The 14,226-nt window shown below is 70.4% G+C and carries 14 protein-coding genes; 12 read left to right on the top strand and 2 right to left on the bottom strand.

Annotated elements, in window-relative coordinates:
* Window positions 1-399 (bottom strand): EsaB/YukD family protein (locus tag A5694_RS02310; RefSeq protein ID WP_207515902.1); only part of this gene is annotated, 399 nt, incomplete at its 3' end.
* Window positions 400-509: 110 nt separating this feature from the next.
* Between A5694_RS02310 and eccCb the strand changes: the two genes are divergently transcribed.
* Together eccCb and A5694_RS02300 are read left to right on the top strand one after the other, a co-directional pair.
* Window positions 510-4,061, top strand: a complete 3,552-nt coding sequence (eccCb, locus tag A5694_RS02305; protein ID WP_064920240.1) for a type VII secretion protein EccCb — start codon at window positions 510-512, stop codon at window positions 4,059-4,061.
* Window positions 4,058-5,221, top strand: coding sequence for a type VII secretion-associated protein (locus A5694_RS02300; RefSeq protein ID WP_064920239.1), 1,164 nt, complete (start codon window positions 4,058-4,060; stop codon window positions 5,219-5,221). Before eccCb ends, A5694_RS02300 begins: the two co-directional genes overlap by 4 nt.
* Before the next feature lie 3 nt (window positions 5,222-5,224).
* Here A5694_RS02300 and A5694_RS02295 read toward each other — a convergent pair whose 3' ends face one another.
* On the bottom strand, window positions 5,225-6,082 hold the full coding sequence (locus A5694_RS02295) for a helix-turn-helix transcriptional regulator (protein ID WP_064920238.1): 858 nt from the start codon (window positions 6,080-6,082) through the stop codon (window positions 5,225-5,227).
* A gap of 236 nt (window positions 6,083-6,318) precedes the next feature.
* Here A5694_RS02295 and gjpA point away from each other — a divergent pair, with 236 nt between their 5' ends.
* From gjpA to A5694_RS02250, 10 genes are all read left to right on the top strand, one after another.
* Window positions 6,319-7,440, top strand: a complete 1,122-nt coding sequence (gjpA, locus tag A5694_RS02290; RefSeq protein WP_064920237.1) for an outer membrane porin GjpA — start codon at window positions 6,319-6,321, stop codon at window positions 7,438-7,440.
* Between the two features lie 53 nt (window positions 7,441-7,493).
* Entirely contained in the window at window positions 7,494-10,112 is a 2,619-nt protein-coding gene (locus A5694_RS25035) for a PGRS repeat-containing protein (RefSeq protein ID WP_064920236.1), read from the top strand.
* 145 nt (window positions 10,113-10,257) lie between these two features.
* Complete coding sequence (locus tag A5694_RS02280) at window positions 10,258-10,575, top strand: WXG100 family type VII secretion target (RefSeq protein ID WP_064920235.1); 318 nt, start codon at window positions 10,258-10,260, stop codon at window positions 10,573-10,575.
* 1 nt (window position 10,576) lies between these two features.
* Window positions 10,577-10,873, top strand: a complete 297-nt coding sequence (locus tag A5694_RS02275; RefSeq protein WP_064920234.1) for a WXG100 family type VII secretion target — start codon at window positions 10,577-10,579, stop codon at window positions 10,871-10,873.
* 160 nt (window positions 10,874-11,033) lie between these two features.
* Window positions 11,034-11,471, top strand: coding sequence for a hypothetical protein (locus A5694_RS02270; protein WP_064920233.1), 438 nt, complete (start codon window positions 11,034-11,036; stop codon window positions 11,469-11,471).
* 43 nt (window positions 11,472-11,514) lie between these two features.
* Window positions 11,515-11,748 carry a hypothetical protein gene (locus tag A5694_RS02265; RefSeq protein WP_064920232.1) on the top strand — a complete coding sequence of 78 codons (234 nt, stop codon included), beginning with the start codon at window positions 11,515-11,517 and terminating at the stop codon, window positions 11,746-11,748.
* Between the two features lie 16 nt (window positions 11,749-11,764).
* Window positions 11,765-11,890: a hypothetical protein gene (locus A5694_RS24870; protein WP_267887732.1), complete on the top strand. Its 126-nt coding sequence runs from the start codon at window positions 11,765-11,767 to the stop codon at window positions 11,888-11,890.
* A 335-nt stretch (window positions 11,891-12,225) separates the two neighbouring features.
* The gene (gene rplM / locus A5694_RS02260; protein WP_064920231.1) at window positions 12,226-12,669 is read left to right on the top strand and encodes a 50S ribosomal protein L13; all 444 of its coding nucleotides are present in this window, start codon (window positions 12,226-12,228) and stop codon (window positions 12,667-12,669) included.
* Window positions 12,666-13,178 carry a 30S ribosomal protein S9 gene (gene rpsI, locus A5694_RS02255; RefSeq protein ID WP_064920230.1) on the top strand — a complete coding sequence of 171 codons (513 nt, stop codon included), beginning with the start codon at window positions 12,666-12,668 and terminating at the stop codon, window positions 13,176-13,178. The genes rplM and rpsI overlap by 4 nt, the downstream gene beginning before the upstream one ends.
* A 145-nt stretch (window positions 13,179-13,323) precedes the next feature.
* A partial coding sequence (locus A5694_RS02250; RefSeq protein WP_064920229.1) for a phosphoglucosamine mutase occupies window positions 13,324-14,226 on the top strand: 903 nt, incomplete at its 3' end.

The raw sequence follows: 14,226 nt of genomic DNA, 5'->3' as shown, positions 1-14,226 counted from the left end.
ACCCGCGACGCCGGCCAGGGTGGATGCCGCGAGCGCGGCGGCGAGCCGGCGAGCGACCGGACTCCACGGTCGGGCCGATGCACGAACCACAGCGGCCACCTGCTCGGCCGGATCGTCGAAACGCGGCTCCGCCGGGATGTCGTCCGCGCGCGTCAGCACCAGCACTGCTCCGTCCCCGATTCCCTGCTGACCCAACGTCTTCGCGGCATCCAGTGGTGCCCGCCCCGGCAGACTCAGCCGGTAGGGGCGCAGCACCTGTGGGCCGTCCCGGCGCGGCAAGAGGTCGACAACAGACGCGATCAGCGCCGCCACCGGCACCCCCGCCGGTAGCGCCAGATCCGCGTGAACCGTATCGGTGTGCACCGCGACCCGGCGCAGACCCGAATCGGCGATCGACACGTCTCGCCTCCTCTCTCGCCTTCGCGCACCGTAGCGCGATGGCGGCCCACGTGTTTGCGGTGTTCCACAGCTGACTTGCCGGTCGTTCGCCGGCTATCTACGGTGTGCCGATGAGTGCGCCGGGATGCGCCGCGAGCCCGCCGCCGGCACCGCCGGCCGGTGAAATCGTCGTTGCCGCACCGCCATCGGTGCCACGACCGGATTCACCGGTGATGCTGGCCCGGCTGCTGCCCACCGTCACGGCCGTGGGGATGCTCACGATCACGGCGGTGCTCTACCGCTCGGGTGCCGCGGGGGCGCGCAGCCCGGTGTTCGCGCTGCTGCCGGTGATGATGCTGGCCTCGGCGGTGGCGGCTGCGCTGTCCGGGCGAAGCCGCGGCCGCAACGACATCGACGACGACCGGGACAACTACCTGGCTTATCTTGCTTCGCTGCGCGACTCGGTGACCGCCACCGCCGCCTGCCAGCGCTCGTTTCTGGCGTGGGCGCATCCTGAGCCGGACGCGTTGTGGATGCTGGCCGGCAGCGCCCGGATGTGGGAGCGCCGACCCGGCGACGCTGACTTCGGCCGGGTCAGGGTCGGGATCGGATCGACCGGCCTGGCCACCCCGCTGCTGCCGCCACCGGAGGATCCGGCGCGTCGCATCGACCCGGCCACCGATACCGCGCTGAGCCGTTTCCTCGACACCCATGCGACGGTGCCCGCCGTGCCGATCGCGGTGCCGCTGCTGGGTGCGGAACCCCTGCTGCTGGACGGCGACGGCGACCGCGCGCGGGGGCTGCTGCGCGCGATGATCTGCCAGCTGGCGATGCTGCACGGCCCGGATGTGCTGCTGATCGCCGCCGTCACCGACTCGTCCGGGCACTGGGACTGGTTGAAATGGCTACCGCACCACCAACATCCGTCAGTCGGCGACGCCACCGGACCGCTCCGGCTGACCTACCCCAGCCTGGCGGCCGCGGAAGCCGCGCTGGCCGGCCGGCGCGCGGTGGTGGTCATCGACAGCGCCGGCCTATCGGTGGTGCAGGTCGGCGTCCGGGGCACGGCGCGGCGGCTTAGCGTGAGCGCGACGACGCTGAGCGATCCCGACGGCACCCGGCCGGACTACCTGAGTGCCGCCGAGGCGGTGGTGTGCGCGCAGCGGCTCGCCGCGCACACGGTGACCGCGACCGGCGGTGGGGGTTCGATGGACTGGGCGCAGCTGCTGGGCATCGGTGATATCGACCATCACGAGCCGGCCGAGGGGTGGGCCGGCGCACCGGCGCAGCGGTTGTGCGTCCCGATCGGCACCGACCCGGACGGAAACCCGGTGCGGCTGGACATCAAAGAGGCCGCCGAGCTGGGCAGCGGGCCGCACGGGCTGTGCATCGGCGCCACCGGCTCGGGCAAATCGGAGTTCCTGCGCACCCTGGTGCTCGGTATGACAGTTCGGCACTCACCGGAAGACCTCAACCTGGTGCTGGTCGACTTCAAGGGCGGCGCAACCTTTCTCGGATTCGAGCAAGCCCCCCATGTCGCCGCGGTCATCACCAACCTCGCCGATGAGGCGCCGCTGGTGGAACGGATGCGCGACGCTCTGGCCGGTGAGATGCACCGGCGCCAGGAACTACTGCGCGCCGCGGGCGTGCCGGGCATCAGCACCTATACGCAGGCCCGGCGGGCCTCACAGATGGCCCTGCCGGCCCTGCCGGTGCTGCTCGTCATCGTCGACGAATTCTCCGAACTGCTTGACCAACAGCCCGATTTCATCGACACGTTCGTCGCGATCGGCCGGCTGGGGCGCTCCCTGGGCATGCACCTGCTGTTGGCCAGCCAGCGGCTCGAGGAGGGCCGGCTGCGCGGTCTGGAATCGCACCTGTCTTACCGGGTGTGCCTCAAGACGGTGACGGCTGCCGAGTCCCGGCTGGTGCTGGGAGTGCCGGATGCCCACGAGTTGCCCAATGAGCCCGGGGCGGGATATCTGCGCACCGCCGACGCCGAGGTCACCCGATTCCAGACGTCCTACGTCTCCGGCGGGTGCCCGGCTGCCCGGCCGGCCCCGCGCGAGGCGCGACTGTTCACCGCCGCGCCGAGCGGCCCGGCAACGACGGCACCCGAGCCGGACGGGCGAACCGTGGTACAGGCAATGCTTCAGCGGATCGCCGGGCACGGCCCGGCGGCGCGGCGAGTGTGGTTGCCGCCGCTGGCAGCTTCGCCGGCGCTAGGGGAACTGCTCGACGGCGAGCATCGCGGACTGAGTGTGCCGATCGGAATCGTCGACCGGCCCTTCGAACAACGGCGCACCCCGCTGTCGGTCCGCCTCGACGGCGCCGGCGGGCACGTCGCCGTCGTCGGCGCGCCCCGGACCGGTAAGTCGACGACACTGACCACCCTGATCGCTGCCCTCAGCGCCAGCCACGACGCGACGCGGGTGGTGTTCTACTGCGTGGACTTCGGTGGGGGCGCACTGTCCGCGCTGGCTGGGCTGCCGCAGGTGGGCTCGGTGGCCGGTCCCGGGCAGCCCGATCTGGTGCAGCGCACGATCGTCGAGATGGAGGCGATCCTGCAACGGCGGGAACAGGCCGGCGCGGTCGGCCGGGCCGCGGACGTGTTCCTGGTGATCGACGGATGGGCAGCCCTGTGCCGCGAACCCGACCTGGAGACAAGGATCACCGCCTTGGCCGGGCGCAGCCTGTCCTTCGGTATGCATGTGGTGTTGTCCGCCTCGCGGTGGGCCGAGGTGCGGCCAGCGCTACGTGACCTGATCGGCACCCGCATCGAGCTGCGGCTGGGCGACCCGGCCGAATCCGAGCTGGACCGCCGACAGGCGCAGCGGGTGCCCGTCGACCGGCCCGGGCGCGGCCTGACACCCGAGGGCCTGCACATGCTGGTGGCACGCCCGCAAGGGTGGGAACCGTTGCAGCACCAGGACCACGTTGCGCCGCCGATCCCGCTGCTGCCGAGGGTGGTCGAGCGCGCTGAACTGATTGCGGCGGCCGGTGACCAGCTTGTGCTGGGAGCCGACGAACGCGGCCCGGTCACAGTCGATTTCGGTCGGCAGCCGCATCTGCTGATCCTGGGCGACAACGAGTGCGGAAAGTCGACGGTGTTGCGCACCTTGTGCCGGGAGCTGGTGCGGACGCGCACCGCCGATCAGGCACGGCTGCTGGTGGTCGACTACCGGCGCAGCCTGCTGGGGGCCGTCGACACCGAGCACCTGGCCGGTTACGCGATGTCCGCGGCGTCGTGTGCCGCTCTGCTTCCGGACCTGATCGACCGCTTGGCCCGGCGGATGCCCGCGCCGGATGTCGACCCGCAGCAATTGCGCGACCGGTCGTGGTGGACCGGCCCGCAGATGTATGTCCTGGTCGATGACTACGACGTGGTGGCCACCGCCGCGGGCAATCCGCTCATGCCGCTGCTGGAATACCTGCCCCATGCAGCCGATCTGGGGCTGCACCTGGTGGTCGCTCGCCGTAGCGGCGGCGCGGCCCGGTCGATGTACGAGCCGGTGCTGGCCGCACTGCACGACCTGGGCGCGATGGGGCTGGTGATGAGCGGCGACCCGGGCGATGCCGCGCTGATCGGATCCGTTCGGCCGCGAGCGCTGCCGCCCGGGCGCGGCACCCTGGTCACCCGGGCCGGCGGTGAGCGGCTGATCCAGGTGGCCTGGGAGCCGTGACGCACTGCGCCGTCATCGAGGTCGGCCCGGCAACGGTTCACCGGTTGTGTTGCGGTGCCAGCGAAGCCGTCGATGCTGCAGCGGCTTTGGAATGGATCGACGAGCCGATCGCGCTGGTGGACGGGGAGCCGGTCGAGGTGCCGCAGCTGCTGCGCAGTGTGCTTGCCTGCCCGGAGCCCACCGAGTCGATGGAGATCATCCACCCCTCGTGGTGGCCGGCGCGTCGGGTGCAACGGGTCACCGCAGCCGCCCGTGGCCTGGCCGAGGACATCGTCACCCGGCCGCGATCTGCGGTGCTGTCCAACGCATTCCAGGCAACCGCGGTGGTGGAGATCGCTGAGCAGCTGGTGGCCATCACCGTCGCCGGAATCACTGCCGAACCGCGCGTCGGCGCTCCCGGGGAGGTGGCCGCGGCAGTGGCGGACCGGGTGCTGGCCGGGGTACCGCATTCCGGTGCCACGGTGGTCATCGATGCCCCCGCCGGGATCGGCGGGGCCGGCGCACTGGCGGCGCTGATCGCCGACCGGCTGCGGGGTGCTGCGCAGGTGGCGGTTGTCGACGAGCTGCCCGCCGAGCGTGCTGGTGAACCCGCCGCGACGCCGGAACCGGCCTCAGCGATGGCCCAACCCGAACGCAGCCGCGCAAGGCGTTCGCTGGCCCTCGCGGCAGCGCTGGCTGTGGTCGGGTTAGCCCTGCGCGCACACCACGATGCGCCGTCCGAACCGGCGACGTATCTGGTGGAGGGCCGGGTGGCGGTGCAGGTGCCGGCGGACTGGTCGGTGCGCCGGGTCACCGCCGGCCCCGGCTCGGCCCGAGTGGAGGTGGCCTCCCCGATCGACCCCCGACTGGTGCTGCACATCACCCAGGCGCCCGCCGCCGGTGAAACCCTCGCCGCCATCGCCGAACCCTTGCACCGGGCAATGCAAGTCGCCGACGCGGACGCGCCCGGAGTGTTCGTCGGCTTCGATCCGGCCGGCAGCAGCGCAGGCCGTCCGGCGGTGACCTACCGGGAGATTCGCGACGACCATCACGTCGACTGGGCGGTGCTGGTCGACCGCGCGGTGCGGATCGGCATCGGCTGCCAGAGCGGACCGGAAGGCGCCGATGCGCTGCGCCCGGTGTGCGAACAGGCGGTGCGCTCCGCCCACGCCGTCACCTGAGCATCACCGGCCGGCAGGGGATCTGCGCCACTGACTGGGGGTGGTGCCGTGAGCTTGGCGGAACTGGCGGGTGAAGTAGGCCGCATCGGGAAGCCCGACCCGCTGGCCGATCTCGGTGATCGACAGCCGGGTATCGGTCAGTAGGCGACGGGCTTCGCCCATGCGGCGTTGGGTGATCCATTCCAGCACCGTGCGTCCGGTACGGCGGCGCACGATCGTGGTCAGATGCCCCGGCGACACGGAAACCTCGTGCGCCACCTCGCGCAGTGACAGAGGCTCGGTGAAGCGCCGGTCGATTGTCGCAAATACCGCGGCCAGCAGCGGCTCGTCGCCGTGGCGCAGTTCGAGTACCGTGTCGCCGGCCGCCCGGGTGAGGATGATCAGCAGCAGGGTCAGCAGCGCTGACACCGCCTCCTGACACCCCTCCCGCCGTTGCCGGAGTTCGCATTTCATCGAATCGAGGGTGGCGGTGAACGCCGCTAGATCGGAAGCGGGCAGCTCCAGACGCAGCAGCCCTCCGTCGCGCTCGTGCAGGAACAGCCGCAGCAGCGGATGTGTCTGCCAGGTCAGCCACGGCGACGCGCCGTCACCACCTACCGCGGCCGGATCGAAGAACACCGCGGTGCCGTCGTCGGCGCATTCGACCCCCGTCGCGTCAACGGTGGCGCCCATCGCGACCACGTAGACCAGGCCGGCCGCCCGGTTGCACCACAGTGCCGGGAAGTTGTGGATCTGGCCGTGCTCGGAGAGCTTTTCCTTGTCCACCTTGGCCACCACCACCGGTGGCGTATGTGGATCGATCGGGTACTCGTAGACCTTCACTCCGGCGCGCTGACGAACCAACCGGGCGGAACGAAGCATGGCGCCGACAATAGTCCAAACTTGCGAAAAAACGTCCTAACTTCGCGACAAAACGATGCATAGCCTTAACGCGTGCTGATAACAACAAGTCGCGTCACCTGGGGATTCAGGAGTCACCGCGGTTTTGCGGGGGATAGCGGCTGGTCGTCATCTGAGAGACACCCATGATCCTTTTCCGCACGTCAATTTAGCGTCCAACCCCCTTGGCAGCCGCCACAACCTCGAGGAGATATCCCTTGCGCACAGCAATCCGCCCCTACGCCACCGCCGGTGTCGCGATCGTGGGCGCCGGCCTGATCGCCGCCACCCCGGTGGTCGCCCCGCTGCCCCAGACCGGCACGGTGCGCGATGTCGCGCTGGCTGCGACCAGCGCCTGGGACGCGGTGTTCAACGCCGCGCAGCAGAACATGACGCAGATCATGAACAACTACTACCTGGCGCCGGGTGTGGCGTTCCAGCAGTTCATAGCCAACCAGAACGACTATGCCCAGCAGCTGCTGGATGACCCGACGAACCTCACCTACGTCACCGAGCAGATCCGCCACAACCTCGATGCCCTGCTGACCGGCTACACGCTGAGCAACCCCACTCAGGAAACACTCGAAATCGTCATGAGCCACACCCTGGCCGCCGGCGACTCCTCGACCTTCGCGATGGGCTGGTATGACCTGTTCGCCGGGCCGCTGTCGTCGATCATGGGCGGGATGTTCCCGGCCGACATGGTGCCGATCATCCACTTCCTGTCCTCGCCGCTGAGCGGGATCATCATGGGCTCGCTGGGCCCGTGGATCTCGCCGATGGTCGCGCTGCTCAACAGCATCAATGACGGTGACAACTTCTCCGACACCCTGGCCAACATGTTCGGCGCCTCGCTCAACGGCGCCACGCTCAACCTGGACAGCATGCTGCCGATGATCAATGAGGCCGCCGGGGACTACCTGCCGGACGGCATGGGGATCGGGCACCTGGACATCGCGTTCGGCGGCTGGCTCACCGCCGGCCATGTCGCGATCGACCCCTACCAGGTGCTCGGCGCCAACGGCGAGGTGGTGGCCGAGACGCCCGCGGTGGGCGGTTCGATCCTCAACAGCGTCGGGCTCGAGCTCACCGGCGCCCCGGTGGTCGGCAGCCTCAACATCAGCAGCAACGCGGTCGGCCCGATCGGGGCGATGCTGGGCCTGGGCCAGACCATCGGCGCGTTGCTGGGCTCGGGCTGGGACGGCAAGGGCGCGGTGCCGGTCGTCCCGCCGCTGGCGGGCAGCGACCTGCCGCTGATTCCCGACCTCGACGACGGCGGCGCCGGTGACGCGTTGGGCACCGATGCGTTCGCCGAACTGCTGGCCGGGCTGGGTCTGTAGATCCCGCCAAAATCGTTCCCTCACCCGTTTTTTCACACGAGAGGCATTCCCACATGACTCACCGCAAGCGCAACCGGATGATCGGTGCCGGCAGCACCGCCGCGGCGTTCCTGGCGTTCGGCATGACGCCGCTGGCGCCGGCGCCCGCCGCCCAGGCCGACTTCTTCGAGGACCTGTTCAGCTTCGACTGGATGGTCCCGACCGCCGATGTCGACGTCGCCGGCTCGGCCGACGGCTTCGACCTGTCCGGTCTGATGGGCGACTTCAACGCCGCGACGCTGTTCGACCAGCTGTTCTACACCCCGCTGCACACGCTGACCGAGGCCTGGATCAACAGTGACCTCGGTGAGATGGTCAACGGCGCCATCAACACCATGGCCGGGCAGTACCTGATCGGCGACGGCATCGACGGCACCGCGGAGAACCCCGACGGCGGCCACGGCGGGCTGTGGTTCGGCGATGGTGGCGCCGGGTGGAACAGCGATGAGGCCGGGGTGGCCGGCGGCAACGGTGGCAACGCCATCGGCTTCGGCAACGGCGGCGCCGGCGGCGACGGTGGTGCGGGTGCGGCCGGCGGCAACGGCGGTATCGGCGGCACGTGGATGGGCCACGGCGGTGACGGCGGGGCCGGCGGCGCCGGTGCCATCGGCTACCTCAACGGTGGCAACGGTGGTGACGGCGGTGCGGCGATGGCCTGGATGTTCGGCAACGGCGGCGCCGGCGGGGCCGGTGGTGTCGGCGCCGACGGCGCCAAGGGCAGCTTCGCCAACGGCGGCAACGGCAATGGCGGAGCGGGCGGCGTCGGCGGCAACGGTGGTACCGGCGGCGTCTCCGGCTTCCTGTTCGGCAATGGCGGCGCCGGCGGTGCGGGCGCTGCGGCCGGTAACGCCGGCGACGGCGCCGACGGCACCGCCGACCACCACGACGGCGGCAACGGCGCTGCCGCCACGTACGCCACCGGCCGCGGCGGTGCGGGCGGCCTGGGCGGCGCCCGCGGCTCCAACTTCTACGACTCGCCGCTTTACGGCAGCGCCGGCCAGTCCGGCAACGGCGGGCACGGCGGCAACGGCGGCGCCGGTGGTGACGGCTTCAAGGACGCGGCCGGCAACTACCTCGGCAACGGCGGCTCCGGCGGTACCGGCGGTGACGGCGGCGCCGGATACGCCGGCGGCAACGGCGGCAACAGCGGCGACGGCGGAACCGGCATCAACGGCGGCAACGCCGGCGGCTGGGCCGGCAGTGGCGGCTACGGCATGGGCAACTCCGCCACCACCCAAGGCGCCACCGGTGTCGGCGGCGTCGGCGGCAACGGCGGCGTCGGCGGTGACGCCACCGGCGCGGTCGGGGTGACCGGCACCGCCGGCAACGGCGGCACCGGGGGCCAGGGCGGCTACGGCGGTGACCTGGACGGCGGGCGCGGCGGCGATGCCGGGCAGGCCGGGGCCGGCGGCAACGGCGCCACCACCGACGACACCATCAAGACCATCGGCGGCCGCGGCGGCTACGGCGGGGGCGGCGGCAACGGCCACACCGCCGGTGTCAGCACCGACGGCGCGGCCGGCGGCACCGGCACCTACAAGGGCGGTGACGGTGGCGGCGGCGGCAACGGCGCCAACGGCATCAACGGCGGGGCAGGCGGCAACGGCGCCGACGGCGGCGTGGCCACCGGCTGGAAGGACGCCGACGGCACCATCTGGAGCATCGGCGGCAACGGCGGCAACGGCGCCCTCGGCGGTTCGACCACCACCAACATCCTCACCGGTGGCACCGGTGCCGGCGGTGCCGGCGGCCTGGGCGGCAACGGCGCCGACGGCGCGACCGGCCCCGGCGTGGTCAGCATCGGCGGCAATGGCGGGAACGGCGGCGGCGGCGGCACCGGCAACGGCGAGGGCGGAGCCGGTAGCGCTGGCGGCAACGGCGGCAACGGCACCGCATCCGGTGGCAACGGCGGCAGGGGCGGCAACGGCTCCTGGGACGCCGGTGCCGGTGTCGGTGGTGCTGGGGGCACCGGTGGCAACGGCGGCAATAGCGGCGGCGTCGAGACTCCGGCCAACACCCTGGGCCTTGGGCCCAGTCGCGCCGGCAACGGCGGTGACGGTGGCCTCGGTGGCGGTGGCGGGCAGAACGGCGGCGGTGTCGGCGGTGTCGGCGGTACCGGCGGTAACGGTGGTAACGGTGCCGGCGATGTCAACGGCGGCAACGGCGGCAACGGCGGCGGCGGCGGCACCGGTGGCGCCGGCACACTTGGATCAACCACCAACAACCCGATTACCGGCACCCCCGGCAAGACGCCCGGTGGTGACGGCGGCGACGGCAGCAATGGCTCGGTCGGCGGCAAGGGCGGCAACGGCGGCAGCTCGGAGAACGGAGTCGGCGGCAACGCCGGCAACGGCGGCCGTGGCGGTGACGGCGGGCGCGGCGGTGACGGCGGTGCCGGTGGCGTCAACCCCGACACCGGCGCGGGCCTGGCCGGCGGCAACGGCGGCAACGGCGCCAACGGCGCGGCCGGTGGCGCCGCAGGCACGGCCGGACAGGGCGGTGCCGGCAATGGCACCACGGGTACCGCGGGTGCCGCAGGTGCAGGAGGTGCCGCTGGCGCCGGTGGCGCCGGCGGCGCCGGTGACCCCGTCGGGCCTGCCGGCAACCCCGGCACCCCGGGCAACCCCGGCTAGGCAGCAGTCCCTCGACACGGTCGCTGGGTCCCTCACGGGGCCCGGCGACCGTTTCCATTTCTCCTGGCTCGTGGCTGGGGGGAACCGAATTCGCCTCGCCCCCGTCGAACTACATATCAGCCATCGACCGATATGGGAGAGAGACGTGAGCCCATCCACCACACTCAACGCCGACTTCGACGTCATGCTCGCCGTCGCGGCGGCCACCGACGCTCGCAACGAAGAGATCCGCGGCATGCTGCAGGCGTTCGTCGCCCGGATGCGGGCCGTGCCGCCGTCGGTCTGGTCAGGGATGGCAGCAGCCCGATTCCAGGATGTCCTGGACCGCTGGAACAGCGAATCCCTGAGCTTGCACCACGCGCTACAGCGCATCGCCGAGACCATCCGCCACAACGAGCGCGCGTTGCGGGAGGTGGCCGAGACCCACTCGCACCACATCGCCGCCGCTGGCGACGGGATCTGAGATGCACACCGCACTGTCGTACAACTTCGAGGAGATCGAATACGCCGTCCGTCAGGAGATCCACTCCACGGCCAGCCGGCTCAACGGCGCGCTGGAACAGCTGCGATCGCAGATCGCACCGCTGCAGCAGGTGTGGACCCGGGAGGCCGCCGGTGCCTATCACGCCGAACAACTCCGGTGGCAGCAGGCCGTGGCCGCACTGAACCAGATCCTGTTCGAATTGGGCCGCGCGGTGCGCGACGGCGCGGCGGACGTCGCCGACGCCGATCGCCGGGCCGCGGGAGCTTGGGGGAGGTAGGAGAGACCACCCCCGAACAACGGTGTGGCCCCGACGGATGGAGAGCCGTCGGGGCCACACCGGCTCAAGATTCCCTTTGCCCCCGGGTGAGCGTGTGCACGCCGTTCCGGGCGGCCGTCGAACAGCTCGTCGATACAGCTACGCCGAACTTCGGGGTGCAGTGGCGCCGCCCGGTGACCCGTACCGGCACTTCGACCAGGATCGCAAGACCGCTGGGAAACCGGGCCGGCCCGAAGAGGCGATCGCGGACTGGCTCAAGGCACCGGGCCGTGACGTGTCGGTCCGGTCTGTCGATGCGCGGAATGCCGGCATTCAAGGGCCGGGCTGGACGATTCCCGATGGCGTCATCGACGCCGCGGGCGTCACTGTCGAATTCAAGACCATCGAGACCCCGTCCATCAGGGCGATCCGGGACAGCGTCGCGCAGTTGGGGAGGCAATCGCCGTATGGCGTTTTGGATCTCCGCAAAGCCGTAGGAGTGAGCAGAGACCTGGCGCGGTCCGCGCTGGTTCGCGAAGTCGGCACGTCGGGGCTTCGGCTAGCGCAGATCGTGGTGGTCCTGGGCGACGATGAGCACCTAGAATGGCGAAATGAATAGCGCCGGAGTTTACGTGAGCCCCGCTGCTGTGGATGTCTCTAGAGTGCAGACGGCAGTCGACAAGCTGGCGCTTCCCGACGGCGTTCTCGCCGTCGAAGTCGAGCAGAAGACGGTTCACCCCGAGGATTGGTGCGACTACAGCATCGTCGTATACCTATTCGGCGTCGACGCGGATTCGCAGGCGGCTCCATACGCACGGGCGCTGGCGGAGCAGTTGGGTGTCGAGGTCTTGACCGAGACCGAATTGGACCGTCGCCTGGCCGCCGCCACAACCTGATCGGCTGTGGCCAACTATGGCGTCGGATTTTCGGTCTGACGTGCCCGACGTCGGAGTGGACACCGTCGAGCAGCTGGCTCAGCTGATCGAGAAGGCGTTCGGCTCAGATGGGGTGTGGACGGAAGGCCGCAATGTCCGCTGATACCGCGGCAACGGCTACGACTTCGTCGACCAAATGCCGACCGAGCCATATGAAGGTGAGTTGTGGATGAGCGTTGACGTCCTGACTGTCAAAGAGCAGGAGTGCAGCGCGAACATCACGTTCGACCGTCTCGCGGGAGCGCATCCGCGTTTTGACCCACCGCGATCACCGCCGGTAAGCTGCTCCGTTGGCGTGCGGTGCCGTCCTGGCACAGCGGGTCCTCGGGTCACTGTCGGTCGCCGAGAACCACCCCGCCGTTCACGCTGGACCGGCACCCGGCTCGCTCCGGGATCCGCACAACCGGGTAGCAACCCGAATTACGAGAGGTAAGCGCTGTGCCCACCTATACGCCGAAGGCGGGTGACACCACGCGGTCGTGGTATGTCATCGACGCCACCGACGTGGTGCTCGGCCGGCTCGCCGTTGCGGCAGCAAACCTGCTGCGCGGCAAGCACAAGCCGACGTTCACGCCGAATGTCGACGGTGGTGACTTCGTCATCATCATCAACGCCGACAAGGTCGCCATGAGCGGCAACAAACTGCAGACCAAGATGGCTTACCGCCACTCGGGCTACCCGGGCGGGCTGCGCAAGCGCAGCATCGGCGAGCTCATGCAGACCCGTCCCGACCGTGTCGTGGAGAAGGCGATCCTCGGGATGATCCCGAAGAACAAGCTCGGGCGGCAGATCAAGACCAAGCTGCGCGTCTACGCCGGGCCGGTTCACCCGCACACCGCTCAGCAGCCGGTCCCGTACGAAATCAAGCAGGTGACGCAATGACCGAGACGGCAATCGAAGGTGCCGACCCCACCGAGGCCCCTGAGCCCACCGAGACTGTTGAGGTCGACGAGACCGTAGCGGTGCAGGCTGAGGCCGCGCCGAGCTACGAGCCGCACGACCTGGGCCGTCCCATCCAGACCGTCGGTCGCCGCAAGGAGGCCGTGGTGCGGGTGCGTCTGGTGCCCGGCACCGGCAAGTTCAACCTGGACGGGCGGACCCTGGAGGCCTACTTCCCGAACAAGGTGCACCAGCAGCTCATCAAGGCCCCGCTGGTCACCGTCGACCGCCTGGAGAGCTTCGACGTCTACGCCCACCTCGACGGCGGCGGCCCCTCGGGGCAGGCCGGAGCGTTGCGGCTGGCGCTGGCCCGCGCCCTGATCCTGGTGCAGCCGGAGGACCGGCCGGCGCTGAAGAAGGCCGGGTTCTTGACTCGCGACCCGCGGGCCACCGAGCGCAAGAAGTACGGTCTGAAAAAGGCCCGCAAGGCACCTCAGTACAGCAAGCGCTGATCTGCGATTGCATTCTGGCAGCGAGTTGGGGGTACCTTCCGCACAGGGAAGGTGCCCCCGGCTTGTATTCGAGGGTGCGAGTTTCCGGTTCGACACCGGCGTGTCGGGCCGGGAACAGGCACGCTCGCGGCGATAAAGGATAGTTATGGGTCGACTTTTCGGCACCGACGGCGTCCGCGGGGTCGCCAACCGCGAATTGACCGCGGAACTGGCCATGGCGCTGGGCAGCGCGGCGGCTCAGCGGCTGTCCACCGGCACCGAGCGCCGGGTGGCCGTCGTCGGCCGTGACCCGCGGGCCAGCGGCGAGATGCTGGAAGCCGCGGTGATCGCCGGGCTGACCAGCCAAGGAGTCGACGCGTTGCGGGCCGGTGTGCTGCCGACCCCGGCGGTGGCCTATTTGACCAGTGCTTATGAAGCCGACTTCGGGGTGATGATCTCCGCGTCGCACAACCCGATGCCCGACAACGGCATCAAGTTTTTCGGCCCGGGCGGCCACAAACTCGACGACGCCACCGAGGATCAGATCGAGGATCTGGTGGCCGCCGGGCCGGGGTTGCGACCGGTCGGCGCCGGGTTGGGCCGGGTGGTGGACGCCAAAGACGCCCTGGACTGCTACCTGCGGCACCTCGGCGAAACCAACCGGACCCGGCTGGACGGCCTGACCGTGGTGGTCGACTGTGCTCACGGCGCGGCTTTCCAGGCGGCGCCACGCGCCTACCGGGCCGCCGGCGCCACCGTGATCGCGATCAACGCCGATCCCGATGGGCTCAATATCAACGACGGCTGCGGCTCGACGAACCTGGAACCCTTGCGTGCGGCAGTGCTCGCTCACGGCGCCGACCTGGGCCTGGCCCACGACGGCGACGCCGACCGCTGCCTGGCCGTGGACGCCGCCGGTGAGGTCGTCGATGGAGACGCCATCATGGTCGTGCTGGCGCTGGCCATGCGCGACGCCGGTGACCTGGCCGGCGACACCCTGGTAGCAACCGTGATGAGCAATCTCGGGCTGCATCTGGCGATGCGCGAAGCGGGCATCGAGGTGCGCACC

Origin of the sequence: Mycolicibacter sinensis, assembly GCF_001667945.1 — a bacterium.
In the GTDB taxonomy this organism is placed as follows: Bacteria; Actinomycetota; Actinomycetes; order Mycobacteriales; family Mycobacteriaceae; genus Mycobacterium; species Mycobacterium sinense_B.
The sequence above is the reverse complement of the archived record's forward strand: the minus strand, read 5'-3'. Positions and strand labels throughout refer to the sequence as shown.

Bases quoted from the DNA above. Each gene is read 5' to 3' on its own strand.
- eccCb (WP_064920240.1), top strand. From the start codon at position 510: ATGAGTGCGCCGGGATGCGCCGCGAGCCCGCCGCCGGCACCGCCGGCC.
- A5694_RS02295 (WP_064920238.1), bottom strand. From the start codon at position 6,082: ATGCTTCGTTCCGCCCGGTTGGTTCGTCAGCGCGCCGGAGTGAAGGTC.
- A5694_RS25035 (WP_064920236.1), top strand. From the start codon at position 7,494: ATGACTCACCGCAAGCGCAACCGGATGATCGGTGCCGGCAGCACCGCC.
- A5694_RS02275 (WP_064920234.1), top strand. From the start codon at position 10,577: ATGCACACCGCACTGTCGTACAACTTCGAGGAGATCGAATACGCCGTC.
- A5694_RS24870 (WP_267887732.1), top strand. From the start codon at position 11,765: ATGGCGTCGGATTTTCGGTCTGACGTGCCCGACGTCGGAGTGGACACC.
- rpsI (WP_064920230.1), top strand. From the start codon at position 12,666: ATGACCGAGACGGCAATCGAAGGTGCCGACCCCACCGAGGCCCCTGAG.